General features: G+C 73.2%; 17 protein-coding genes. 5 read left to right on the top strand and 12 right to left on the bottom strand.

The window, feature by feature from the left end; all coding sequences use genetic code 11:
• Positions 1–333: 333 nt before the first annotated feature.
• The gene (locus ACFYUS_RS38125; RefSeq protein ID WP_388862737.1) at positions 334–1,341 is read right to left on the bottom strand and encodes a stage II sporulation protein M; all 1,008 of its coding nucleotides are present in this window, start codon (positions 1,339–1,341) and stop codon (positions 334–336) included.
• A gap of 119 nt (positions 1,342–1,460) precedes the next feature.
• Between ACFYUS_RS38125 and ACFYUS_RS38120 the strand changes: the two genes are divergently transcribed.
• A complete protein-coding gene (locus ACFYUS_RS38120; protein WP_388862735.1) occupies positions 1,461–2,450 on the top strand; it encodes an RDD family protein in 990 nt (329 codons plus the stop codon).
• Between the two features lie 12 nt (positions 2,451–2,462).
• Here the strand turns inward: ACFYUS_RS38120 and ACFYUS_RS38115 are convergent, their stop codons facing one another.
• The 8 genes from ACFYUS_RS38115 to ACFYUS_RS38080 all read right to left on the bottom strand — a co-directional run bounded on the left by ACFYUS_RS38115 (position 2,463) and on the right by ACFYUS_RS38080 (position 11,020).
• Entirely contained in the window at positions 2,463–3,077 is a 615-nt protein-coding gene (locus ACFYUS_RS38115; RefSeq protein ID WP_388862733.1) for a hypothetical protein, read from the bottom strand.
• A gap of 135 nt (positions 3,078–3,212) precedes the next feature.
• On the bottom strand, positions 3,213–4,667 hold the full coding sequence (gene ahcY, locus ACFYUS_RS38110) for an adenosylhomocysteinase (protein WP_388862731.1): 1,455 nt from the start codon (positions 4,665–4,667) through the stop codon (positions 3,213–3,215).
• Between the two features lie 426 nt (positions 4,668–5,093).
• Complete coding sequence (locus tag ACFYUS_RS38105) at positions 5,094–6,059, bottom strand: cation diffusion facilitator family transporter (RefSeq protein ID WP_388862729.1); 966 nt, start codon at positions 6,057–6,059, stop codon at positions 5,094–5,096.
• 66 nt (positions 6,060–6,125) lie between these two features.
• Complete coding sequence (gene manA, locus ACFYUS_RS38100) at positions 6,126–7,277, bottom strand: mannose-6-phosphate isomerase, class I (RefSeq protein WP_388862727.1); 1,152 nt, start codon at positions 7,275–7,277, stop codon at positions 6,126–6,128.
• Between the two features lie 182 nt (positions 7,278–7,459).
• The gene (locus ACFYUS_RS38095; protein ID WP_388862725.1) at positions 7,460–8,608 is read right to left on the bottom strand and encodes an SIS domain-containing protein; all 1,149 of its coding nucleotides are present in this window, start codon (positions 8,606–8,608) and stop codon (positions 7,460–7,462) included.
• 234 nt (positions 8,609–8,842) lie between these two features.
• Positions 8,843–9,025 (bottom strand): Trm112 family protein, encoded by a 183-nt coding sequence (locus ACFYUS_RS38090; protein WP_388862723.1) that lies wholly within the window; start codon positions 9,023–9,025, stop codon positions 8,843–8,845.
• Positions 9,026–9,114: 89 nt separating this feature from the next.
• A complete protein-coding gene (locus ACFYUS_RS38085) occupies positions 9,115–10,482 on the bottom strand; it encodes a phosphomannomutase/phosphoglucomutase (protein ID WP_388862721.1) in 1,368 nt (455 codons plus the stop codon).
• A 103-nt stretch (positions 10,483–10,585) separates the two neighbouring features.
• Positions 10,586–11,020, bottom strand: coding sequence for a DUF3499 domain-containing protein (locus ACFYUS_RS38080; RefSeq protein WP_366042353.1), 435 nt, complete (start codon positions 11,018–11,020; stop codon positions 10,586–10,588).
• A gap of 299 nt (positions 11,021–11,319) precedes the next feature.
• Here ACFYUS_RS38080 and ACFYUS_RS38075 point away from each other — a divergent pair, with 299 nt between their 5' ends.
• The gene (locus ACFYUS_RS38075) at positions 11,320–11,775 is read left to right on the top strand and encodes a metallopeptidase family protein (RefSeq protein WP_388862739.1); all 456 of its coding nucleotides are present in this window, start codon (positions 11,320–11,322) and stop codon (positions 11,773–11,775) included.
• 39 nt (positions 11,776–11,814) lie between these two features.
• Here the strand turns inward: ACFYUS_RS38075 and ACFYUS_RS38070 are convergent, their stop codons facing one another.
• From ACFYUS_RS38070 to ACFYUS_RS38060, 3 genes are all read right to left on the bottom strand, one after another.
• A complete protein-coding gene (locus ACFYUS_RS38070; RefSeq protein WP_388862719.1) occupies positions 11,815–13,344 on the bottom strand; it encodes a DUF5719 family protein in 1,530 nt (509 codons plus the stop codon).
• On the bottom strand, positions 13,341–17,021 hold the full coding sequence (locus ACFYUS_RS38065; RefSeq protein WP_388862717.1) for a glycosyltransferase family 2 protein: 3,681 nt from the start codon (positions 17,019–17,021) through the stop codon (positions 13,341–13,343). Before ACFYUS_RS38065 ends, ACFYUS_RS38070 begins: the two co-directional genes overlap by 4 nt.
• Before the next feature lie 230 nt (positions 17,022–17,251).
• Positions 17,252–17,515: a WhiB family transcriptional regulator gene (locus ACFYUS_RS38060; protein ID WP_015033978.1), complete on the bottom strand. Its 264-nt coding sequence runs from the start codon at positions 17,513–17,515 to the stop codon at positions 17,252–17,254.
• 676 nt (positions 17,516–18,191) lie between these two features.
• Here ACFYUS_RS38060 and ACFYUS_RS38055 point away from each other — a divergent pair.
• From ACFYUS_RS38055 to ACFYUS_RS38045, 3 genes are read left to right on the top strand one after another with little or no spacing between them, the layout of a single operon-like run.
• Positions 18,192–18,701, top strand: coding sequence for a cysteine dioxygenase (locus ACFYUS_RS38055; protein WP_388862715.1), 510 nt, complete (start codon positions 18,192–18,194; stop codon positions 18,699–18,701).
• Positions 18,702–18,714: 13 nt separating this feature from the next.
• On the top strand, positions 18,715–19,671 hold the full coding sequence (cofD, locus tag ACFYUS_RS38050; protein ID WP_388862713.1) for a 2-phospho-L-lactate transferase: 957 nt from the start codon (positions 18,715–18,717) through the stop codon (positions 19,669–19,671).
• Positions 19,668–20,975, top strand: coding sequence for a coenzyme F420-0:L-glutamate ligase (locus ACFYUS_RS38045; protein ID WP_388862711.1), 1,308 nt, complete (start codon positions 19,668–19,670; stop codon positions 20,973–20,975). Before cofD ends, ACFYUS_RS38045 begins: the two co-directional genes overlap by 4 nt.
• The last annotated feature ends 8 nt before the right edge of the window (positions 20,976–20,983 follow it).

Here is a 20,983-nt window from a genome sequence, read left to right as displayed (position 1 = left end):
GCGCTTCCTTCGTTTCCGACTCTATCAGATCTTTCCGATCCGATTTCCTCGGTGCTTTCCGGTCCCTTTCGCTTTCGCTCCGGGCCCTTCCGGCGATTTCGACTTTATCAGATTCATTTCGGCCGACCTAATCGGTGGCTTTCGTGATTCGAATAAGAATCGGGGTGACTCCGTGGAATCGAATCCCCAACCGGAGTGAGTGAGACTCTACCCGGTCGCTGCCGAACTGTCCAGTTCCAGGCAACCGTTTGAATCTACCTCCCCACGAGCCCGGTGTCAACGGGTTTCGCGAGCACCGGAGGAGACTAGCAGCTCAGGAGGGGTGGGTGCACATCAGGCGGCGGTGGGCAGGGTGGCGCTGCGGTCGGGTTCCTCCAGGTCGCCGGTGTCGCCGGCCCGGGCTGCGCGGCCGCCGAGGACGTACACGTACGCCAGGAAGGCCAGCTCGGCGGCGATGCCGATGCCTATGCGGGCCCAGGTGGGGAGGCCCGAGGGGGTGACGAAGCCTTCGAGCAGGCCCGAGACGAAGAGGACCAGGGCCAGGCCGATCGCCATGCCGACGGCCGCGCGTCCCTGTTCCGCCAGGGCGGCGCGGCGGGTCCTGGGGCCCGGGTCGACGACGGTCCAGCCGAGGCGGAGGCCCGTACCGGCGGCGACGAACACGGCGGTCAGTTCGAGCAGGCCGTGGGGAAGGATCAGCCCGAGGAAGACGTCGAGACGGCCTGCGGAGGACATCAGGCCGATGCCGACGCCCAGGTTCAGCATGTTCATGAAGAGGATCCAGAGGACCGGGATCCCGAGGAACGCGCCGAGGACCAGGCACATGGCCGCGGCCTGCGCGTTGTTCGTCCAGACCTGGGCGGCGAACGAGGCCGCCGGGTGGCTGGAGTAGTACGTCTCGTACTGGCCCCCGGGGCGGGTCATCTCGCGGAGGTCGGTGGAGGCGCCGATCGCCGCCTGGACCTCCGGGTGCGTGCCGATCCACCAGCCGATGAGGACCGCCAGCAGGGTGGAGAGGACGGCCGTGGGGATCCACCAGCGGCGGGAGCGGTAGACCGCGGCGGGGAAGCCGGCGGTGAGGAAGCGGACCGCGTCGCGCCAGGAGGAGCGGCGGGTGCCGGTGACGGCGGCGCGGGCGCGGGCCACGAGCTGGGTGAGCCGGGCCGTGAGCAGGGGGTCCGGGGTGCTCGACTGGACGATCGAGAGGTGGGTGGCCGTGCGCTGGTACAGCGCGACGAGTTCGTCGGCCTCGGCGCCGGTGAGCTTGCCGCCCCGGCGCAGGAGGTGGTCGAGGCGTTCCCACTCGGCGCGGTGGGCGGTCACGTAGACGTCGAGGTCCATGATCGGCTGCTGCTCCAGGCACTGGCTGCGGACGGTTCCGTACTGCTGCGGCGCGCTGCGGGCCAGCTTGGCAGACTGGCGTTCGGAGGGGTCGGGAAGGCCGGAGAAGGGTGGGTGCCGTGAGTGGGCTGGTGACGGGCGATGCGGTCGTCCTGGAATTGCAGCCCGCGCGGCTGCCGAGCCGGGCGCTCGCCGTGCTCATCGACCTGGTCGTGGTCTGGGCCGCGTATCTGCTGATCACGCTCGGCCTCGCGGTCGCCACGGCGTCGCTGGACGAGGCGGCGGTGATGGCGGTGTCCGTCGCCTCCTTCCTGCTGCTGCTCGTCGGGGCGCCGATCGCGGTGGAGACGCTGTCGCACGGGCGGTCGCTCGGAAAGCTGGCCTGTGGGCTGCGGGTGGTGCGGGACGACGGGGGTCCGATCCGGTTCCGGCACGCGCTGGTGCGGGGTGCGATGGGGGTCGTGGAGATCCTGATGACCTTCGGGGTCGTCGCCTGTGTCTCTTCGCTGGTGTCCGAGCGGGGGCGGCGGCTCGGGGACGTCTTCGCGGGGACGCTGGTGGTACGGGAGCGGATACCCGCCGCGCGGGTCCTGGCCGTGCCTCCTCCGCCGCCGTGGCTGGCGGGGCGGTTCGCCGGGATCGATCTCTCGGCGGTGCCGGAGGCGCTGTGGCTGGAGATACGTCAGTACCTGACGCGCGCTCGTGAGCTGGACCCGGTCGTGGGGAGGCGCCTTGCGGAGCGGCTGGCCGACGAGCTGGTCGCGCGGACCGGTACGCCGCCGCCGGCGGGGGTGCCGGCCGACGCCTATCTGGCGGGGGTGGTGGCCGAGCGGCAGACGCGGGACGCCCGGCGGGCGTTCGCCTCGGCGGGGGCGAGGGCTGGGGCTGGGGCTGGGGCTGGGGCGATGGTGCCGGGGGTTGTTCCGCCCGCGGTGGGGTCGTCCCTGGCTTTCGCTCTCCCTGTTGACTCTCCTCCCCCTGTTGCCTCTGCTCCCCTTCCGGTCGCTCCACCGGTCGTCGATCCCGCACCGGTCGTCGATCCCGTACCGGTCGTCGCTCCTGCGGTGGAGTCCGGGGCGCGTCCCACCGGGTTCGTTCCGCCCGCCTGAGCGGCGGGGCGGTCAGGGGAAGACCGACGGCGGGGTTTCGAGGGCTTCGAGTTCGATGCCAGGGGCCGAGAGGACCACGTCGCCGGCGATGTGGACCGTATGCCGTTCGCCCGTTTCCAGGGCGCTGACCTGGTACTCGTCCACCATCAGGGGGCCGTTGTCAGTGGCGTGCGCTTCACTCCTCAGCAGGGCCCAGGACTGGTCGACCGTGAGGGGGGCGAGCACCGGATCCGTGAAGGCGACGAGCCTGACACGGGTCTCGGGGGAATCGGGGGTGAGACGCAGGAGTCGCGTGAGGGCGACGAGGAACGCCGGGGACGTGCCGGTGAAGGCGTGGGCGCGCACATTGCCTTCGGTGGCGTGGGTTCCGGTGGGATCCGTGCGGACCCAGGTGACGCCGTCGAGGGCCGCGCCGCGGACCTGCCAGCTCGCGGCGTGCAGTTCGAGGCGGATGGGGCGGCCGAGTTCGTCGACGGCCAGGTCGACGGAGCCCCGGTGGTCGCCCGAGGGGGTGGTGATCTGCGAGACGTAACGCCAGCCGGAGGGGCCGGGTGCGCAGTGGAAGTGTTCTTCGCCGAGGGGGGTGTGATCGTGCGGGTCATGGAGCGAATAGCGGCCGCGGGGCATGAGTCGGTCCTCGGGAGGGTGCGCTTCCTGGAGCGGTAGCGGGGGCGGACGGGGCAGGCCCCCCGGCACGGGGGTGCGGGGGGCCTGCCTGAGTCCTCTACGGGTGGCCGGGGCGGCTCGTGCCGCCCCGGGGCATCAGTAGCGGTAGTGGTCCGGCTTGTACGGGCCCTCGACCTCGACGCCGATGTAGGCGGCCTGCTCCGGGCGGAGGGTCGTGAGCTTGACGCCGAGCGAGGCCAGGTGGAGGCGGGCGACCTTCTCGTCCAGGTGCTTCGGCAGCACGTAGACGTCGGTCGGGTACTCCTGCGGCTTGGTGAAGAGCTCGATCTGGGCCAGGGTCTGGTCCGCGAAGGAGTTCGACATCACGAAGGAGGGGTGGCCGGTCGCGTTGCCGAGGTTCAGCAGGCGGCCCTCGGAGAGGACGATGAGGACCTTGCCGTCGGGGTAGGTCCAGGTGTGGACCTGCGGCTTGACCTCGTCCTTGACGATGCCCGGGGTCTTGGCGAGGCCGGCCATGTCGATCTCGTTGTCGAAGTGGCCGATGTTGCCCACGATGGCCTGGTGCTTCATCTTGGCCATGTCGGCGGCCATGATGATGTCCTTGTTGCCGGTGGTGGTGATGAAGATGTCGGCGGTCTCGACGACCTCGTCGAGGGTCGTGACCTGGTAGCCGTCCATCGCCGCCTGGAGGGCGCAGATCGGGTCGATCTCGGTGATGATGACGCGGGCGCCCTGGCCGCGGAGGGACTCGGCGCAGCCCTTGCCGACGTCGCCGTAGCCGCAGACGACGGCGGTCTTGCCGCCGATGAGGACGTCGGTGGCGCGGTTGATGCCGTCGATGAGGGAGTGGCGGCAGCCGTACTTGTTGTCGAACTTCGACTTCGTCACGGCGTCGTTCACGTTGATCGCCGGGAAGAGCAGGGTGCCGGCCTGCATCATCTCGTAGAGACGGTGGACACCGGTGGTGGTCTCCTCGGTCACGCCGCGGATCTCGGACGCGAGCTGCGTCCACTTCTGCGGGGACTCGGCGAGGGTGCGGTTGAGGAGGCGGAGGATGTAGCCGTACTCCTCGCTGTCCGCGGTGGCCGGGTCCGGGGCCGAGCCGGCCTTCTCGAACTCGACGCCCTTGTGGACGAGGAGGGTGGCGTCACCGCCGTCGTCCAGGATCATGTTCGGGCCGCCGGTGGGGGTGTTCGGCCAGGTCAGGGCCTGCTCCGTGCACCACCAGTACTCCTCCAGCGTCTCGCCCTTCCAGGCGAAGACCGGGACGCCCTGCGGGTTCTCCGGGGTGCCGTTCGGGCCGACGGCGATGGCCGCGGCGGCGTGGTCCTGGGTGGAGAAGATGTTGCAGGAGGCCCAGCGGACCTCGGCGCCGAGGGCGACCAGGGTCTCGATGAGGACGGCGGTCTGCACGGTCATGTGCAGGGAGCCGGTGACGCGGGCGCCGGCGAGCGGCTGGGTCTCGGCGTACTCCCGGCGGATCGACATCAGGCCGGGCATCTCGTGCTCGGCGAGCGTGATCTCCTTGCGGCCGAAGGCGGCCAGGGAGAGGTCGGCGACCTTGAAGTCCTGGTGGGCGGCAGTCGTCATGACTGGGCTGCTCCTCGTGTGTGCGAGTGCGAGGGTCGGTTGAGGCGCCTGGCACCGCGGCTGAGCGCCGCTGGGCACACGAATGCCCGGGCGCTTGCTCGGTGCCGTCGTCGGAGGCCCTCTCTCCCTCGGACGGTCCACGGACCGCCCGACCGCCATCAGCAGCGACGTCTGGCTGGTCACGAATCTACACCGATCGGCTCGGCGTGCCACAGTCCGCGTCGAGTCAGGCGGAGGGACTCCAGCGTCCCTCGAGCGGCGCCGTCCGCACGGACGGACGGGCGGGCGCACGGACAGACGCACGACGGGCGGACGGGCGGACGACGGGCGACGGGCGCACGGGCGACGGGCGGGCGGGTGCACGAAGCCCCCGGGCCGTTGTGGTCCCGGGGGCCTGAGGTGGTGGGGGCGTGCGTGCCCGTGGGGTCAGTGGCCGGGGCCGCCCGGGGTCGCGGCCGGGTCCGGGCCCGCGGAGGCGGCCTTCTCGCTGTAGACGTCGGGCTCCAGGTAGATGACCCGGGCGATCGGGACGGCGGCGCGGATGCGCTCCTCGGCGGCGTCGATGGCGTTCGCGACCTCGGTGGCGGTGTCGTCGTGCCGGACGGCGACCTTGGCGGCGACGAGGAGTTCCTCGGGGCCGAGGTGGAGCGTGCGCATGTGGATGAGGCGGGTGACGGTCTCGCCGTCGACGATCGCGGCCTCGATCTTCTTGACCTCGTCGGTGCCGGCGGCCTCGCCGAGGAGCAGCGACTTGGTCTCGGCGGCGAGGACGATCGCGATGAGGACGAGGAGGACACCGATGCAGACGGTGCCGATGCCGTCCCAGACGCCGTCGTCGGTCGCCAGGGCCAGGCCGACGCCGCCGAGGGCGAGGACGAGACCGATCAGCGCGCCGAAGTCCTCCAGGAGGACGACCGGCAGCTCCGGGGCCTTCGCCCGGCGGATGAAGTCCTTCCAGGACTGTTCGCCGCGGATCTCGTTGGACTCCTTGATGGCGGTGCGGAAGGAGAAGCTCTCGGCGATGATCGCGAAGACCAGGACGCCGACCGGCCAGTACCAGGCCTCGATGGGGTGCGGGTGCTTGATCTTCTCGTAGCCCTCGTAGATGGCGAACATGCCACCGACGGAGAAGAGCACGATCGAGACGAGGAAGGCGTAGATGTACCGCTCGCGGCCGTAGCCGAAGGGGTGCTGCGGGGTGGCCTCGCGCTGGGCCTTCTTGCCGCCGAGGAGCAGCAGGCCCTGGTTGCCGGAGTCGGCGAGCGAGTGGACGGCCTCGGCGAGCATCGACGACGAACCACTGAAGAGGAACGCCACGAACTTGGCTACGGCGATCGCGAGGTTGGCGGCGAGTGCCGCCACGATCGCCTTGGTTCCGCCTGACGCGCTCATGGGTGTACGTGGTCCCTTCGTCGATGCTCCGGCTCGATCGCCGCGGTTCGGCCGGTCATTGTCGCATCAGGCCACGACGGTCGCCCGGAAGACGGTGCCCTCCCCGGTGAGTTCGGTGGCCTCGCCGGCCGGTACGAAGACGGATTCGCCGGGGGCGAGGGTGACCTCGCCGACCTTCGGGCGGCCCTCGGTGGTCAGCAGGATCTGCGGGGTGGCGGCGGTGAGGTCGGTCGGCGCGGCGCCTTCCGGGCGGACGAACCGGGAGAGGCGGAACTCGTCGATCGGGGTGTCGTAGACCTCCTCGCCGGAGGGGGAGGCCTCCGGGCGCAGGACGGCCGGTTCGTTCGGTTCGAAGCGGACGATCCGGAGGAGTTCGGGGACGTCGACGTGCTTGGGCGTGAGGCCGCAGCGCAGCACGTTGTCGGAGTTGGCCATGATCTCGATGCCGAGGCCGTCGATGTAGGCGTGCGGGACGCCCGCGCCCAGGTAGAGGGCCTCGCCGGGCTGGAGCCGGACGTGGTTGAGGAGCATGGCGGCGATCACGCCGGGGTCGCTCGGGTAGTGGTGGGCCAGGATCGCGTACGGGGTGTGGTCGCCGCCGAGGCGGTCGGCGGCGGCGTGGGCCTCGGCGACGGTGTGCGCCATCTCCTCGCGGTCGGCGGTGAGCAGGGCCGTCAGGACCTCGCGGAGCGCGGCCTCTTCGGGGTGCGCGTGCAGGAGGTCCACGTACGGCTTGAGGGAGTCGACGCCCAGCGCGGCGATCAGGTCGGCGGCCTCGACCGGGTCGCGGAAGCCGCACAGGCCGTCGAAGGGGGTGAGGGCGCAGATCAGCTCGGGCTTGTGGTTGGCGTCCTTGTACGCGCGGTGCGGGGCGTCGACCGGGATGCCGGCGGCCTCTTCGGCGGCGTACCCGGCCCGCGCCTGCTCCAGGTCGGGGTGGACCTGGAGGGAGAGCGGGGCGCCGGCGGCGAGCAGCTTCAGGAGGAACGGGAGCCGCGGCCCGAACTTCTCGACGGCCCCCTCCCCCAGTTCCCGTACGGGGTCGGCGGCGATCAGCTCGTTCAGCGCGCCGCGCTCGGTGCGGGAGGGGGCACCGGGATGGGCGCCCATCCACAACTCGGCCTGGGGCTCGCCCGTGGGGGCGGTCCCGAGCAGTTCCGGGATGGCCGTCGTGGATCCCCAGGCGTAGGGGCGGACGGTGTTGACGAGGCGGTCCATGATGCCTGCCAGCTCCTCGGGGTGGTGACGGATCGTGCGGGGTGTCGGGAGACAGGTGACAGGGGGAGGGTGACGGGGGGAGGTCTTTGCGGTGTACGTGCCCCGACGTGATGGGGGGCTTGTGCCGGAGGGTGTCGGTGGGGCGCCGGGCCGGTGCGGGTGCGGGCGGGCGCTCCGGGGCGCTAGTGCGGGGTGCGGCCCGGGGTGGCCAGGGCCAGGTAGACGGCCGCGAAGTCGGTCACGGCGAGGAGTTCGGCGAGGGTCTCCAGGTCGCCGCCCTCCTCCGGTTCCAGCTCGCTGATGGCGGTCTCGTGGCCGAGGGCCAGTTCGCGGGCGGCCGGGGCGGCGGTGAGGCCATCCGCCGGGCGGTCGCGGAGCAGGACCACGCGCGCGCGAAGCGCCTGCTGCTCCTCCACGCGGTCGCGGAAGAAGTCGTCCGGGTCCGCGCCGGCCGCGTAGTCGCCCGCGAGGAGGACCCCGTGCGCCGGCAGGGCCTCCGGGAGTTCGGCCGCCAGGGCGGGCAGGCCGGCGAGTTCGGCGAGGACGGCGGCGAAGCGGCGGCCGGCCGGGCCCGCGGCGTTCCCCTCGGTCCAGATCAGCGGGAGCGAGTCCGCGAGTTCGGCGGCCAGCGTCTTCGCCGGGTTGCTGTACGTGGCGATGGCCGGGCCGCAGCGTTCCGCCGTGCGGTCCAGGCGGTCGGCGACCTTCTCCAGGGCCTCCGGCGGCGCCTCGATCAGGCCGACGCGGTCCAGGAGCGCGAGCAGCGGGGTGAACAGGGCCCAGAGCGCGCCCGGGCTCGCCGCGATGCTCTCGGCGTACTCGTCGGGCGACTCGTTCGGGGTCATCGCCATCGGTACGAACAGGCCGCGCGAGCCGTTGACCGTCTCGGTGAGCGGGGAGTCCTTCGGGGCGACGGCGACGACCGTGATCCCCCGGCGGTACGCCTGCTCGGCGAGGAGGGCGAGGCCCGGTTCGGCGCCGTCGGTGGTCGGGATCAGCAGCAGGTCCACCGAGCCCGCCCAGCCCGGCAGGGCCCAGCGCAGGGCGCCCGCGGCGGGGGCGACGCCGGTCGGCTGGAGGCGTACGACGGGGGCGGCGGCTCCGGCGAGCGCGCCGATCAGGTCCGCGACGCCGGCGGCGGCGGTGCCGGGGCCCGCGACGAGGACGGCGCGGGGGCGGCCCTCGGGGTGGAGGTCCGCGATGCCGGCCTCGGCGGCGTGGCGGGCGGCGGTCCGTACCCGCGCGCCGGCCTCGGCGGCGCCGCGGAGGAGGCCGCGGCGGTCGGCCAGGGCGAGGTCGTCCGGGGCGTCGAGGAGGGTCTCGTCGAGCATGTGCGGCCTCCCTGCGGGGCGCGGCTGGTGTGGGGCGCGGCTGGTGCGGGTGCGGCTGGTGCGGGCGCTGCCTTGTGCGGGTGCGGCTGGTGCGGGTTCAGGTACGGAACGCGGAGGCGCCGCCATGGGCGCCGTCCCGTGTGCCCACCTGTCCCGCCCCGCGGGACGGTTGCCCACACGGGCAGCGGGGCGAAGGCCCGCACGGGCGGTGGGCTCCTGTCGCGGCCGGCGCTGTTACGCCGGCTTGCGGGCCTCGTCGGTGAGGAGGACCGGGATGCCGTCGCGGACCGGGTAGGCGAGGCCGCAGTCGGAGCTCGTGCAGATCAGCTCGGGGGTCTCGTCCGCCGTGCGGTCGTTCAGCGGAGCGTGGCAGGCCGGGCAGGCGAGGATCTCCAGGAGGCCGGCTTCGAGCGGCATGGGGTGTCCCTTCGAACAGACGGATCGGGCCAGGTCAGCCTACCGCCGGGGAACGGGGCACGCCCCCGTTCCCCGGCGGTGGGGCGGGGTCAGTCGGTCGCCCGGACCAGCGCGAGGACCTCGTCGCGGATCTTGGCCATGGTGGCTTCGTCGCGGGCCTCGACGTTGAGGCGGAGGAGCGGCTCCGTGTTGGAGGCGCGGAGGTTGAACCACCAGTCGGCCGCCGTGACCGTGAGGCCGTCGAGGGTGTCGAAGGTGATGCCGTCCTGGCCCTCGTACGTCGCACGGACCCTCGCCGTGCTCGCCGTCTGGTCCGCGACCGTCGAGTTGATCTCGCCGGAGGAGGCGTACCGGTCGTAGGCGGAGACCAGGTCGGACAGGGTGCCCTCCTGGCCGCCGAGGGCCGCGAGGACGTGGAGCGCGGCGAGCATGCCCGTGTCCGCGTTCCAGAACTCCTTGAAGTAGTAGTGCGCCGAGTGCTCGCCGCCGAAGATCGCTCCGGTCTTCGCCATCTCCTCCTTGATGAAGGAGTGGCCGACGCGGGTGCGGACCGGCTCGCCGCCCTGCTCGCGGACGACCTCCGGCACCGACCAGGAGGTGATCAGGTTGTGGATGATCGTTCCGCCGGGGTTCTTGGCGAGCTCGCGCGCGGCGACGAGGGCCGTGATCGCGGACGGGGAGACCGGCTCGCCGCGCTCGTCGACGACGAAGCAGCGGTCGGCGTCGCCGTCGAAGGCGAGGCCGAGGTCGGCGCCCTCGGCGCGGACGCGGGCCTGGAGGTCGACGATGTTCTTCGGGTCGAGCGGGTTGGCCTCGTGGTTCGGGAAGGTGCCGTCCAGCTCGAAGTACATGGGGACGGTGTCCAGCGGCAGGCCTTCGAAGACCGTGGGGACCGTGTGGCCGCCCATGCCGTTGCCCGCGTCGACGACCACCTTGAGGGGGCGGATCGCGGTGAGGTCGACCAGGTTCTTGAGGTGGGCGGCGTAGTCCGCGAGGGTGTCGCGCTCCGTGATCGTGCCCGGCTTCCCGGCCGCCTCCGGGGCGCCCTTCTCCGACCACTCCTCCGCGAGGGCGCGGATGTCGGCGAGGCCGGTGTCCTGGCCGACGGGGGCGGCGCCGGCGCGGCACATCTTGATGCCGTTGTACTGGGCCGGGTTGTGGGAGGCCGTGAACATGGCGCCGGGCAGGCCGAGGCTGCCGGAGGCGAAGTACAGCTGGTCGGTGGAGCAGAGACCGATGAGGGTGACGTCGGCGCCGAGGCGGGCCGCGCCGCGGGCGAAGGCGGCCGCGAGGCCGGGTGACGAGGGGCGCATGTCGTGGCCGATGACGATCGCGTCCGCGTCCGTCACCCGGACGAAGGCGGCGCCGAAGAGCTCGGCGAGCGTCTCGTCCCACTGGTCGGGTACGACTCCGCGGATGTCGTACGCCTTCACGATCTGCGACAGATCGGCAGTCACGGATCCACCCTCCTGAGTTCTCCACACGCGTGTGCGGGCGTGTACGGAACGCCAAAACTACCCGGAGCGGAGTCAGGGAGACTCGGACGGTGGTCGGGCGCCGTCAGTTGTCGGGCGAACGGAGCACTCTGAGGTGCCCGCGGCGCCCGACCTCCATGGGGTCGCCGCCACGGCCTCCGCCGCCCTTGCCGCCGGCCTCGGCCGCGCGCTCCTGGGGGCGGGCCGCCTCCCGTACCGCGTTGGCCAGCGCTTCGAGGTCGTCGCCGCTGGGGCGGGTGGGGGCGGATCCGTCGGTGAGGCGCACCACCTCCCAGCCGCGCGGGGCGGTGAGGCGCTCACTGTGCTCGGCGCACAGGTCGTAGCAGTGGGGCTCGGCGTAGGTGGCGAGCGGGCCGAGGACCGCAGTCGAGTCGGCATAGACGTACGTCAGTGTCGCGACGGCAGGGCGGCCGCACGCAGTGCGCGAACAGCGACGTACAGGGCTCACGACGTTGGACGGTACCGCACTCTTGAGCGGGCCGCGACGACTCTCCCTCAGGTCACTCCACCGTGTCGCGGTGTGACCTCCGACACCCCCGTTCGAGTGATGGCGGTTCTGACCTGCGCGGAAGGGGGCCCAGGGGGGCGGGGGCAGGGGGATATTCGGACACCTTGAGATGCAAATCCGGTCATCCAGGGCCAGATGGCCGATCGTGACGGGTGGTCGAATCGGGCTTGAGTCCGGCCGGAATGTTCAGGTTTCGACAGGGGGGCCGGCGGGGGTGCGGGCACGCCCGGAAAGTCGGCGAGGATGCGCCACGGTGCGATGCGGCGGATGGGGGTTACGCTGCGGCAGTGATGGACAGTCCTGTGCCGCCGAGCCCCTCGCACCGTCCCACGGAGCCCCCGGCGGAGCCCCGGGTCCGCCGCCGCGACCGGCACGGCCGCGGGATGCGGGGGCCGGTCGCGCCGCCGCAGGTGCCGCTCTCCGCGAGCCGGGCCGACACCTTCCGCGATCTCGTCCTCGACTCGGTGGAACGCCTCGAACGGCGCTGGCCGCAGCTGGCGGACGTCGACTTCATGGTCCTCGAGGTGCCGCCGTCGGTGCCGGGCGAGACGGTGCCGCTGGGCGGCTCCGTCCCCGCCGAGAAGAACGAGCCGGCCCGGGTGGTCGTCTACCGGCGGCCGGTCGAGATCCGTTCGAAGAGCCGGGACGAGCGGGCGCTCCTGGTCCACGAGGTCGTCGTGGAGCAGGTCGCCGAGCTCCTCGGGCTCTCCCCCGAGTCGGTCGATCCCCGGTACGGGCAGGACTGAGCCCCGCCCTTCCGGCGGGAGCTCGGTCCGGTACCGGGCTCAGTCCAGTACGCCCAGGTCCTGGCGGGCCGACGGGACCTCGACCGTGCCCCGGTCGTCGACGAAGGTCTGGACGGTGAACATCGGGACGCCGTCCTCCGGGAGGGCGAGCGTCCGCGCCGCGTGCACCTTGCCGCCCGAGAGCGGTTCGACGGTCAGCGCGTAGGAGCCCTTGAGGCCCTCGGGGACGAGGTCGGTCAGGACCGTCGTCGTGCCCGCCTTGACCGTGAGGGTCTTCGAGACCGGCGTGCCCCCCTCGGAACCGGCCGAGGCGGTGACCTTGACCTGGGCCGCGGCGCCGGGGGCGGTCAGGGAGAGCGTCGAGCCCTTGGCGCGGTTGTCGGGGACCGTCGCGCGGGCGGAGACGGCCGCGGTCGCCGGGATGAACGCGATCTCGGTGTCGTCGCCCTTGCCGCGCACGACCTGGAGGGCCGCCACGACCGGGGTCGGCTTCTTCGGGTCGCTCGGGGTGAGCAGCAGGGAGCCCACCGTGCCCCGGGTGAGATTCGGCAGGTCGACGGCGGCCGTCATCCCGGACTTCACGTGGAGCAGGTCGGCGCCGGCCGGGACGATCGTGCCGCTCGGGGTGACCAGCTGGACCTTGAGGTCGGCGTCGTCGTCGCCGGGGGCGAGGGCCACGAGCCGCACCGCGGTGGCGTCGGCCGGGATGCCGGGGAGGACGGCGGTGCCCGCCGGGTCGGCGGCCGGGGCGATCCAGTCGCTGCCGAGCTTGTCGTCGGCCGCGGCGACGGCGGCGCCGACGCGTCCGCTGCGGGTGGTGACGTGGACGGTGACGTCCTTCCGGCCGGGCCCGCTCGTGAGGGTGGAGAGGAGCACCGGGACGGTGGAGTGGGCGGGGACCGCGATGCCCTCGGTGAACTGGGACTTGAGGACGCCCTCGGGGCCGTACAGCTCGATGTCGGCGACGGCGGCCGTGTCGTCCGGGTTGGTGAGGTGGACGTAGTCCTGGCGGTCCTTGTCGGTGGAGGCGGCCGGGAACCAGAAGTCGGTGTCGGGGGCGCCGCAGCCGAGGCCGAGGAGGCCGCGCGCGCCGCCGGCCGGGACGACGGTGGTCTGCTGGACGGTCCAGCCGGGGGCGAGGGTGCCGGTCGCGGTGCCGGTGACGGCGGGGACGGAGCCGCCGTCGGCCTGGGCGGTGACGGGCTTGCCGGGGGTGGTGACGGTGGCCGGGACCTTGGGGGCCTTCGGCTTCTTGCCCTTCTTGCCGGTGTCGCCCGAGGCCGGCGCGCTCGTGGCGGGCCGCAGCAGCGCCGTGGGCGGCTCGGCCTTGTCGGCGCCGGGGGCCGCGCCCGTACCCGTGCCCGTCGGGGTGTACGAGGTGTAGCGGGTCTCGGCCACCTCGGAGGTGCTGGGGGCCGGGCAGACGAGGCCGACGCGCTCCACCGGCAGGCGGGTGGTGGGCTTCGCCCCGGTGGCGGCGGTGCCGTCCGGGGCGGTGAGGGCCGCGAAGCCGGTGACGGCGGCGAGGGCCGTGGCGCCCGCGATCAGGGAGAGGGTCGTGCGGTTCACTGGTTGCTGCTCCCGTCGGGACGCTGCTCGGTCTCGTGGCCCTGGGGGTATCCGTAGCCGTAGCCGTACGGGTCGTACTGCTGCTGCTCGTACTGCTGCGTCTGCTGCTGCGGGTCGTACTGCTGCTGCTGCTCGTAGCCCTGCTGGGGGTACGCGTACGGCTGCTGCTGGTACGGGTCGGCCGCGTAGTCCTGGTAGTAGCCCTGGTCGGCGTACGGCTGGGTCTGCGGCTGTTCCTGGGCCTGCTGGGCCGGGGCCTGGGCGTAGGCGGGGTCCCAGCCCTGCTCCTGGTCCCGGGGCGCGTAGGACTGCTGCTCCGGGATGGGGGCCGGACCGCCCTGCGAGGTCCCGAAGGCGTCGAAGGCTTCGGGGGCGGGCGCGGCGGCCTCCGGCTCCGCCTCCGCTTCGGCGGCGGCGCGCAGGCGGCGGGCGCGGCGGCCGTCGCCCTCGGTGGCCTGGGCGGGGATCGCGAGCTCCTCCTCGGGGAGGTCGTCGTCGATCTCGCGGCGCCGCCCGGGCAGGGCGAGGACGAGCAGGACGAGGGCGAGGCCTGCCTGGGCCCAGATCCACGCGGTGTGGGTGAGCGGCCCGTCGTACGTGAGGTCGAGGCGGCCGCCCTGGGCGGGGAGCTCGAAGCCCTGGGCCCAGCCGTCGACGGTGGTCCGGGTCAGTTCCTTGCCGTCGAGGGTGGCGGTCCAGCCCTCGTCGGCGCGGTCGGCGAGGCGCAGGACGCGGCCCGGGGGTCCCGCCGGGACGTCGGTGTGGGCCTCGACGGGTCCGGCGGCGACGGCGACGGCCTTGGCGGTCTCCTGCGCCTTCTCCGCGTCGCCGGTCTTCGCGTCGCCGGTCTTCGCCGCGGGCGGGACGATCATGACGCGGGCGATCTCGCGGTCCACGCGCCAGAGCGCGCTGCCGTCGAGCTGGCTGAGGCGGCTGAGACCGGGGGTGGAGTCGAGGACGCGGCTCATCTGGCGCGGTGCCCCGTCCCGTACGAGGACGTAGCGGATGGCGTAGCCGCTGAGCTCCTCGGTCTGGTCGGCGCCGGAGCCGGCGACGAGGTGGGCGACGACGGAGTCGAGGCGGGGGTCGGCCTCGGCGGTCGCGGTGAGTTCCGCGTCGCCGAGGCGGGCGCCGGAGCCGCGGACCAGGGTGTAGGCGACCTCGCCGGGCGCGCCGACGCCGAGGACGAGGGTGCGGGGCTGGTCGCGGGTGCCGCTCTCCTCGGCGACGAAGGCCGGGACCTGGACCGGGTCGCGCCGGGTCAGCGGGCCGTCGGCGCCGCCGATCATCCAGCCGGCGGCGGCGACGGCGGGGCCGAGGGCGCAGGCGAGGGCGATGAGGGCGGCGACGGGCTGGCGCCAGCCGAAGCCGTGGGCGGCGACGCGGGTGCGGCCGCCCTCGGCGCCGATCATGCCGGCGGCGATGAGGGCGGCGCCGTAGACGAGGGTGGCGGGTCCGGCCCAGCCGGTGCCGCCCGCGCCGTTGGTGAGGACGGCGAGGACGAGGCCGGCGAGGGCGGCGGCCCAGGCCGTGCGGACGGCGAGCTGCCGCTCCTCGCGGAGGAGTCCGGCCAGGCCCGCGAGGACGAGGCCGAGCAGGAGCAGACCGCCGGTGGCGCCGGGGCCGCCGGGGCTGGTGCCGAGCAGGTCGAGCGCGGTGGCCGTGCCCGTACGGACGTCGAGGCCGGCCTCGCGCAGGAAGGCGCCGGGGTCGGTGAGGAGGGTGAGCGACCAGGGCGCGAGGAGCAGGACCGGGGTGCCGACGGCGGCCAGGAAGCGGAGTCCGTACGCGGTGATGTCGTCGCGGCGGACGGCGAGCACGCCGAGGCCGAGGAGGACGGCGAGCGGCCAGACGACCGGGGTGAACGCCATCGCGAGGGTCAGCAGGAAGGTGTACGCCCAGGTGGCGCGCCAGCTGCCGCGGTCGGGCCGGTTGAAGCCGTGGGCGGCGACGGCGGCGCGGGCGATCAGCGGGAGCAGGATCGCGAGGACGGCGGTGCCGAGCCGGCCGGTGGCGAGGGCCCCGGTGGCGGCGGGCAGGAAGGCGTACGCGATGGCGCCCCAGGCGCGCAGGAGCCGGGACTCGACGATGCCGCGGGCGGCGAAGTAGGCGGTGAAGCCGGCGAGCGGGACCGAGCAGACGAGCAGCAGGGTCAGCGCGGTGGAGGTGGAGCCGAGGAACAGCGCGGAGAGCGCGGCGAGGACGGCGAGGTAGGGCGGGGCGGTCTGGGTGCCGCCGGTGCCGAGGGCGTGCCAGGAGTCGGCGTACCGCGACCAGAGCTCGGAGACGGTGTCGGGGGCGGGCAGCAGGGCGCCGCCGGCCAGCGAGCCGCCGGCGAAGAGGTTGCGGCAGGCGACCACGGAGACGAGGAGGAGCAGGGCGAAGAGGACCGGCCCGGGCTTGCGGGCGATCTTCTTGAGCCGGGCGAACTGCTCGATCTCCAGGTAGTCGGCGTCGTCGCCGCCGGGTCCCGACTCGACGACCCCGTGGCGGGAGCCGCCGGTCTCGGCCTCGGCGCCGCCGAAGTGGGAGGCGATCTGCTCGGCGGTGGCGCGGACGGTGGCGCCGGCCGGCGGGAAGAGCGCGCGGAACTCGCCGTTGGGTACGGCCGGGTTCTTGCGGCGCTTGCGGGCGGCGAGGATCTTCTCGGGCCGCAGCAGGGTCGCGAGGAGGCCCATGACCTCGTCGACCGCCTGGACCGGGGCCTTGCCGACGAGGTAGGCGAGGGTGCGGAGCAGGGTGCCGAGGACGAGCCGCACGAGGAGGTACGGGAGGGCGCGGCCGCTGCTGTTGGCGAGGAGGGTGTGGACGGCGCCGGCCTTGTCGACGCGGTGCGGGTTGGCGGCGGTGCGGCCGGCGCAGTCGACGGTGCGGCGCTCGCGGGCGGAGGCCTCGGCGTGCCGCAGGACGGCGTCGGGGGCGACGAGGACGTGGAAGCCGGCGGAGTGCGCGCGCCAGCACAGGTCGACGTCGTCGCGCATGAGGGGCAGGCGCCGGTCGAAGCCGCCGAGGCCCTCGAAGACGTCGCGGCGGACGAGCATGCCGGCGGTGGAGACGGAGAGGACGGAGCGGACCTGGTCGTGCTGGCCCTGGTCCTGCTCGCGGCGGTCGAGTCCGGTCCAGCGGCGGCCGCTGCGGGCGATGCTGACGCCGGCTTCCAGGAGCTGCTTCCTGTCGTACCAGCCGCGCAGCTTGGGGCCGATGACGGCGGCGTCCGCGTCGGAGTCGGCGACGCGCAGGAGTTCGGCGAGGGCGCCGGGCTCGGGGGCGCAGTCGTCGTGGAGGAGCCAGAGCCACTGGACCGGTTCGCCGTGCGGGAGTTCGGGGAGGTCGTACGCCTCGTCGTTCCAGCTGCGGCTGACGGGGTCCCAGCCGCTGGGGCGCTTCAGGTAGGGCAGGTCCTCGGGTCCGAGCGGGGGCGCGGTGCGGACGGCCTCCTCGACGGCGGCGCCGAAGCCGGTGCGGCGCGCGAGGTGGAGCACGCGGTCGGCGCCGATGGCGTCGGCGACGAGCTGCGCCGAGTCGTCGGCGCTGCCGGTGTCGGCCGCGACCACGTTCTGCACGGGGCGCTCCTGGGCGAGCAGCCCGGCGAGCGCGTCGGGCAGCCAGCGGGCGCCGTCGTGGGTGACGAGCACGGCGGTGACGACGTGTCGCGGAAACTCAGGAGTTGAGGACATCGAGCTACGGGCCCTCCGGCCGGGGTCGCCCGCGGGGGGCGTGGGGAGCGTCTCGGACGGAGGCCCACACTAACGGCTGTGCGCGGAGCGGTCCGCCGCCCTGTGGACAGAGCGGGCGGAGGGTGCGGGGCGCACCGGGCACGCAGAACGGTCCGCCGCCTGTGCCGTGGGGACAGGGGGCGGACCGTTCGTCGTGTCCTGGTGCGCGCGCCGGGGCGCCGGGGTGCCGTTCAGACGGCGGCCTTCTTCAGACGGCGTCGCTCGCGCTCGGAGAGGCCGCCCCAGATGCCGAACCGTTCGTCGTTCTGCAGGGCGTATTCGAGGCACTCGGAGCGGACCTCGCAGGCGAGGCAGACCTTCTTGGCCTCGCGGGTCGAGCCGCCCTTCTCGGGGAAGAAGGACTCGGGATCGGTCTGGGCGCACAGCGCGCGCTCCTGCCAGCCGAGTTCCTCGTCCGCGTCCTCGACCAGCAGTTCCTGGAACAACTCGGTCATGTGCGCCCCTCGTCTGTTCTGTGCGTCCCGTGATGTTGCCGGGACGAACCCGGCCGAACGACACGAGTGAAATTACAAGTTCGTGCTCTGTGCGAGTCAAGCCGAGATCTGCTATTGGGCCCCGTATTCACTCTGCGGAACCAAGCCTATGCGGAAAGTGTTCAAATCGCCAAAAAACGTGACACATGCCAGCGACCCGGCCGCACCACGTCGTCTTCACAAGGGAGGACGTCCACGGCTTGGATCTTGTTGCGATCCGATCGGGGATGCGATCCGGATCACAGTCTGATCACGCCCTCCGATGTTTACGGGCGCGGTCGAAGCGCCATCTCTCCTGGTCCGCGCCTGAACAAACCTTTCTCCGGGCACTGTAACCGGATGAGGTGAAACATTGCCCCCAAATCGGGCATTGAGTTGACAGTCGGGTGCCCCTCCGGCCACCTTGGGGGGCATGCCAGCGACCACAGCGCCCTCCGCGACCCACGCCCGTGGGTTCCGCCGCGCTGTCCAGGCGCGCTGTTGCTGTTGCTGTCCCAGCTGTTGATGCCGTAGCGCTCCAGCCGCTGAAGCCGTCGAGCTTCGGCTTCTTCCCCCAGCGTCACCCTGCGTCACCCGTGTCACCCCTTATGCGTGACCCCCCACCGCTTCTGTTTCTGCTGAGGAACCTCCCCATCCCATGAACATGGACAGCGACCTTCAGATCGCCGGCGACATCCTCGAAGTCCCGCACCTGCTCCAGCCCGAGCGCGCCCACCCCGAGACCGTGGCCGAGTTCGCCGGCCTCGCGCGCTCCATCGCCGGCGACCGCTCCCAGTGGGCCCCGTACGTCGAGTACGACGCCACCACCCGCTGGTACCACCGCCTGCGCACCGGCCCCGGCTACGAGGTCTGGCTGCTCTCCTGGGTGCCCGGCCAGGGCAGCGGGCTCCACGACCACGGCCTCTCCTCCGGCGTGCTGACCGTCCTGGAGGGCGAGCTGACGGAGCGCACGGACCGGGGCGCGCGGACGCTCACGCCCGGCGGGGAGCGCGTCTTCGCCCCGGGGTACGTCCACGAGGTCGTCAACGACTCCCTCGAACCGGCCGTCAGCCTGCACGTCTACTTCCCCGGCCTGACCGACATGCCGATGCACGAGTCCCTCCAGGCCCAGTGCGCCCCGGCCGCCCCGGGATTGATCGACGCCTGACACACTGCAACGCATGCGCATTGTGGTTCTGGCCGGCGGCATCGGTGGTGCCCGTTTCCTTCGCGGCCTCAAGCAGGCCGCGCCGGACGCGGAGATCACGGTCATCGGCAACACCGGTGACGACATCCATCTCTTCGGGCTGAAGGTCTGCCCCGACCTGGACACGGTGATGTACACCCTCGGCGGTGGCATCAACGAGGAACAGGGCTGGGGACGCACGGACGAGTCCTTCACCGTCAAGGAGGAGCTCGCGGCGTACGGGGTCGGGCCCGAGTGGTTCGGCCTCGGCGACCGGGACTTCGCCACCCACATCGTCCGTACGCAGATGCTCGGCGCGGGCTACCCGCTGAGCGCCGTCACCGAGGCGCTGTGCGCCCGCTGGCAGCCCGGCGTGCGGCTGATCCCCATGTCCGACGACCGCGTCGAGACGCACGTGGCGATCGAGGTGGACGGCGAGCAGCGCGCGGTGCACTTCCAGGAGTACTGGGTGAAGCTGCGCGCCTCCGTCGACGCGAAGGCCGTCGTGCCCGTCGGCGCCGAGGCCGCGAAGCCCGCGCCGGGCGTCCTGGAGGCGATCGCCGAGGCGGACGTCATCCTCTTCCCGCCGTCCAACCCGGTGGTGAGCGTCGGCACGATCCTGGCCGTGCCCGGGATCCGCGAGGCGGTCGTCGCGGCCGGGGCGCCGGTCGTGGGCCTCTCCCCCATCGTCGGCGACGCGCCCGTGCGCGGCATGGCCGACAAGGTCCTCGCGGCCGTGGGCGTGGAGTCCACGGCGGCGGCGGTCGCCCTGCACTACGGCGCCGAGCTCGTCGGCGGCTGGCTCGTGGACACCGTGGACGCGGGCGCGGTCGCGGAGGTCGAGGCGGCGGGCATCGCGTGCCGCGCGGTCCCGCTGATGATGACCGACGTGGACGCGACGGCCGCGATGGCCCGCGAGGCGCTGGCGCTGGCCGAGGAGGTACGGGGGTGAGCGGCGCCGCTCCCTCCTTCCGGGTGTGGGCGCTGCCCGGGCTGCCCGAGGTGGCCGCCGGGGACGATCTCGCCAAGCTGATCGCCTCCGTGTCGCCGGAGCTCGTCGACGGGGACGTCCTGCTCGTCACCTCCAAGATCGTCAGCAAGGCCGAGGGGCGGGTGATCGCGGCCGACGACCGCGAGGAGGCCATCGACGCCGAGACGGTACGGGTGGTGGCGCGGCGCGGCACCCTCCGCATCGTCGAGAACCGGCAGGGGCTCGTCATGGCCGCCGCCGGGGTCGACGCCTCCAACACCCCTTCCGGGACCGTCCTGTTGCTGCCCGAGGACCCCGACGCCTCGGCGCGGCGCATCCGTTCGGGACTGCGCGAGGCGCTCGGCGTCGACGTCGGCGTCGTCGTCACGGACACCTTCGGGCGGCCCTGGCGCACCGGGCTCACCGACGTGGCGATCGGGGCGGCCGGGGTGCGGGTCCTCGACGACCTGCGCGGCGGGAGCGACGCGCACGGCAATCCGCTGAGCGCCACCGTGGTCGCCACCGCCGACGAACTCGCCGCCGCCGGCGACCTGGTGAAGGGCAAGGCGGCGGGGCTTCCCGTCGCCGTCGTCCGCGGACTGCCCCATGTCGTGGGCGGCGACGCCGAGGAGGGCGCGCGGGCGCTCGTACGGGGGGCCGCCGACGACATGTTCCGGCTCGGGACCTCGGAGGCCGTACGCGAGGCGGTGTCGCTGCGGCGGACCGTACGGGAGTTCACGGACGAGCCGGTCGACCCGGGCGCGGTCCGGCGCGCGGTCGCCGCCGCCGTGACGGCCCCGGCGCCGCACCACACCACGCCGTGGCGGTTCGTGCTCCTGGAGTCGGCGCAGTCGCGGACCCGGCTGCTCGACGCGATGCGGGACGCCTGGATCGCGGACCTGCGACGCGACGGCAAGTCCGAGGAGTCCATCGCCAAGCGGGTCCGGCGCGGGGACGTCCTGCGCAACGCGCCCTACCTCGCGGTGCCCTGCCTCGTCATGGACGGCTCCCACCACTACGGCGACCCGCGCCGGGACGCCGCCGAGCGCGAGATGTTCGTGGTCGCGACGGGCGCGGGCGTGCAGAACTTCCTCGTCGCCCTCGCCGGTGAGCGGCTGGGCTCGGCCTGGGTGTCCTCGACGATGTTCTGCCGGGACGTCGTACGGGACGTCCTCGGGCTGCCGGAGGGATGGGACCCGATGGGCGCGGTCGCGATCGGCCACCCGGCGGCGCCGCCGAAGGAGCGGCCGGCGCGGTTGGCCTCGGAGTTCGTCGAGGTCAGATAGGGCCTTCG

It is taken from the genome of Streptomyces sp. NPDC004284, assembly GCF_042874035.1.
Taxonomy (GTDB): Bacteria; Actinomycetota; Actinomycetes; order Streptomycetales; family Streptomycetaceae; genus Streptomyces.
The sequence above is the reverse complement of the archived record's forward strand: the minus strand, read 5'-3'. Positions and strand labels throughout refer to the sequence as shown.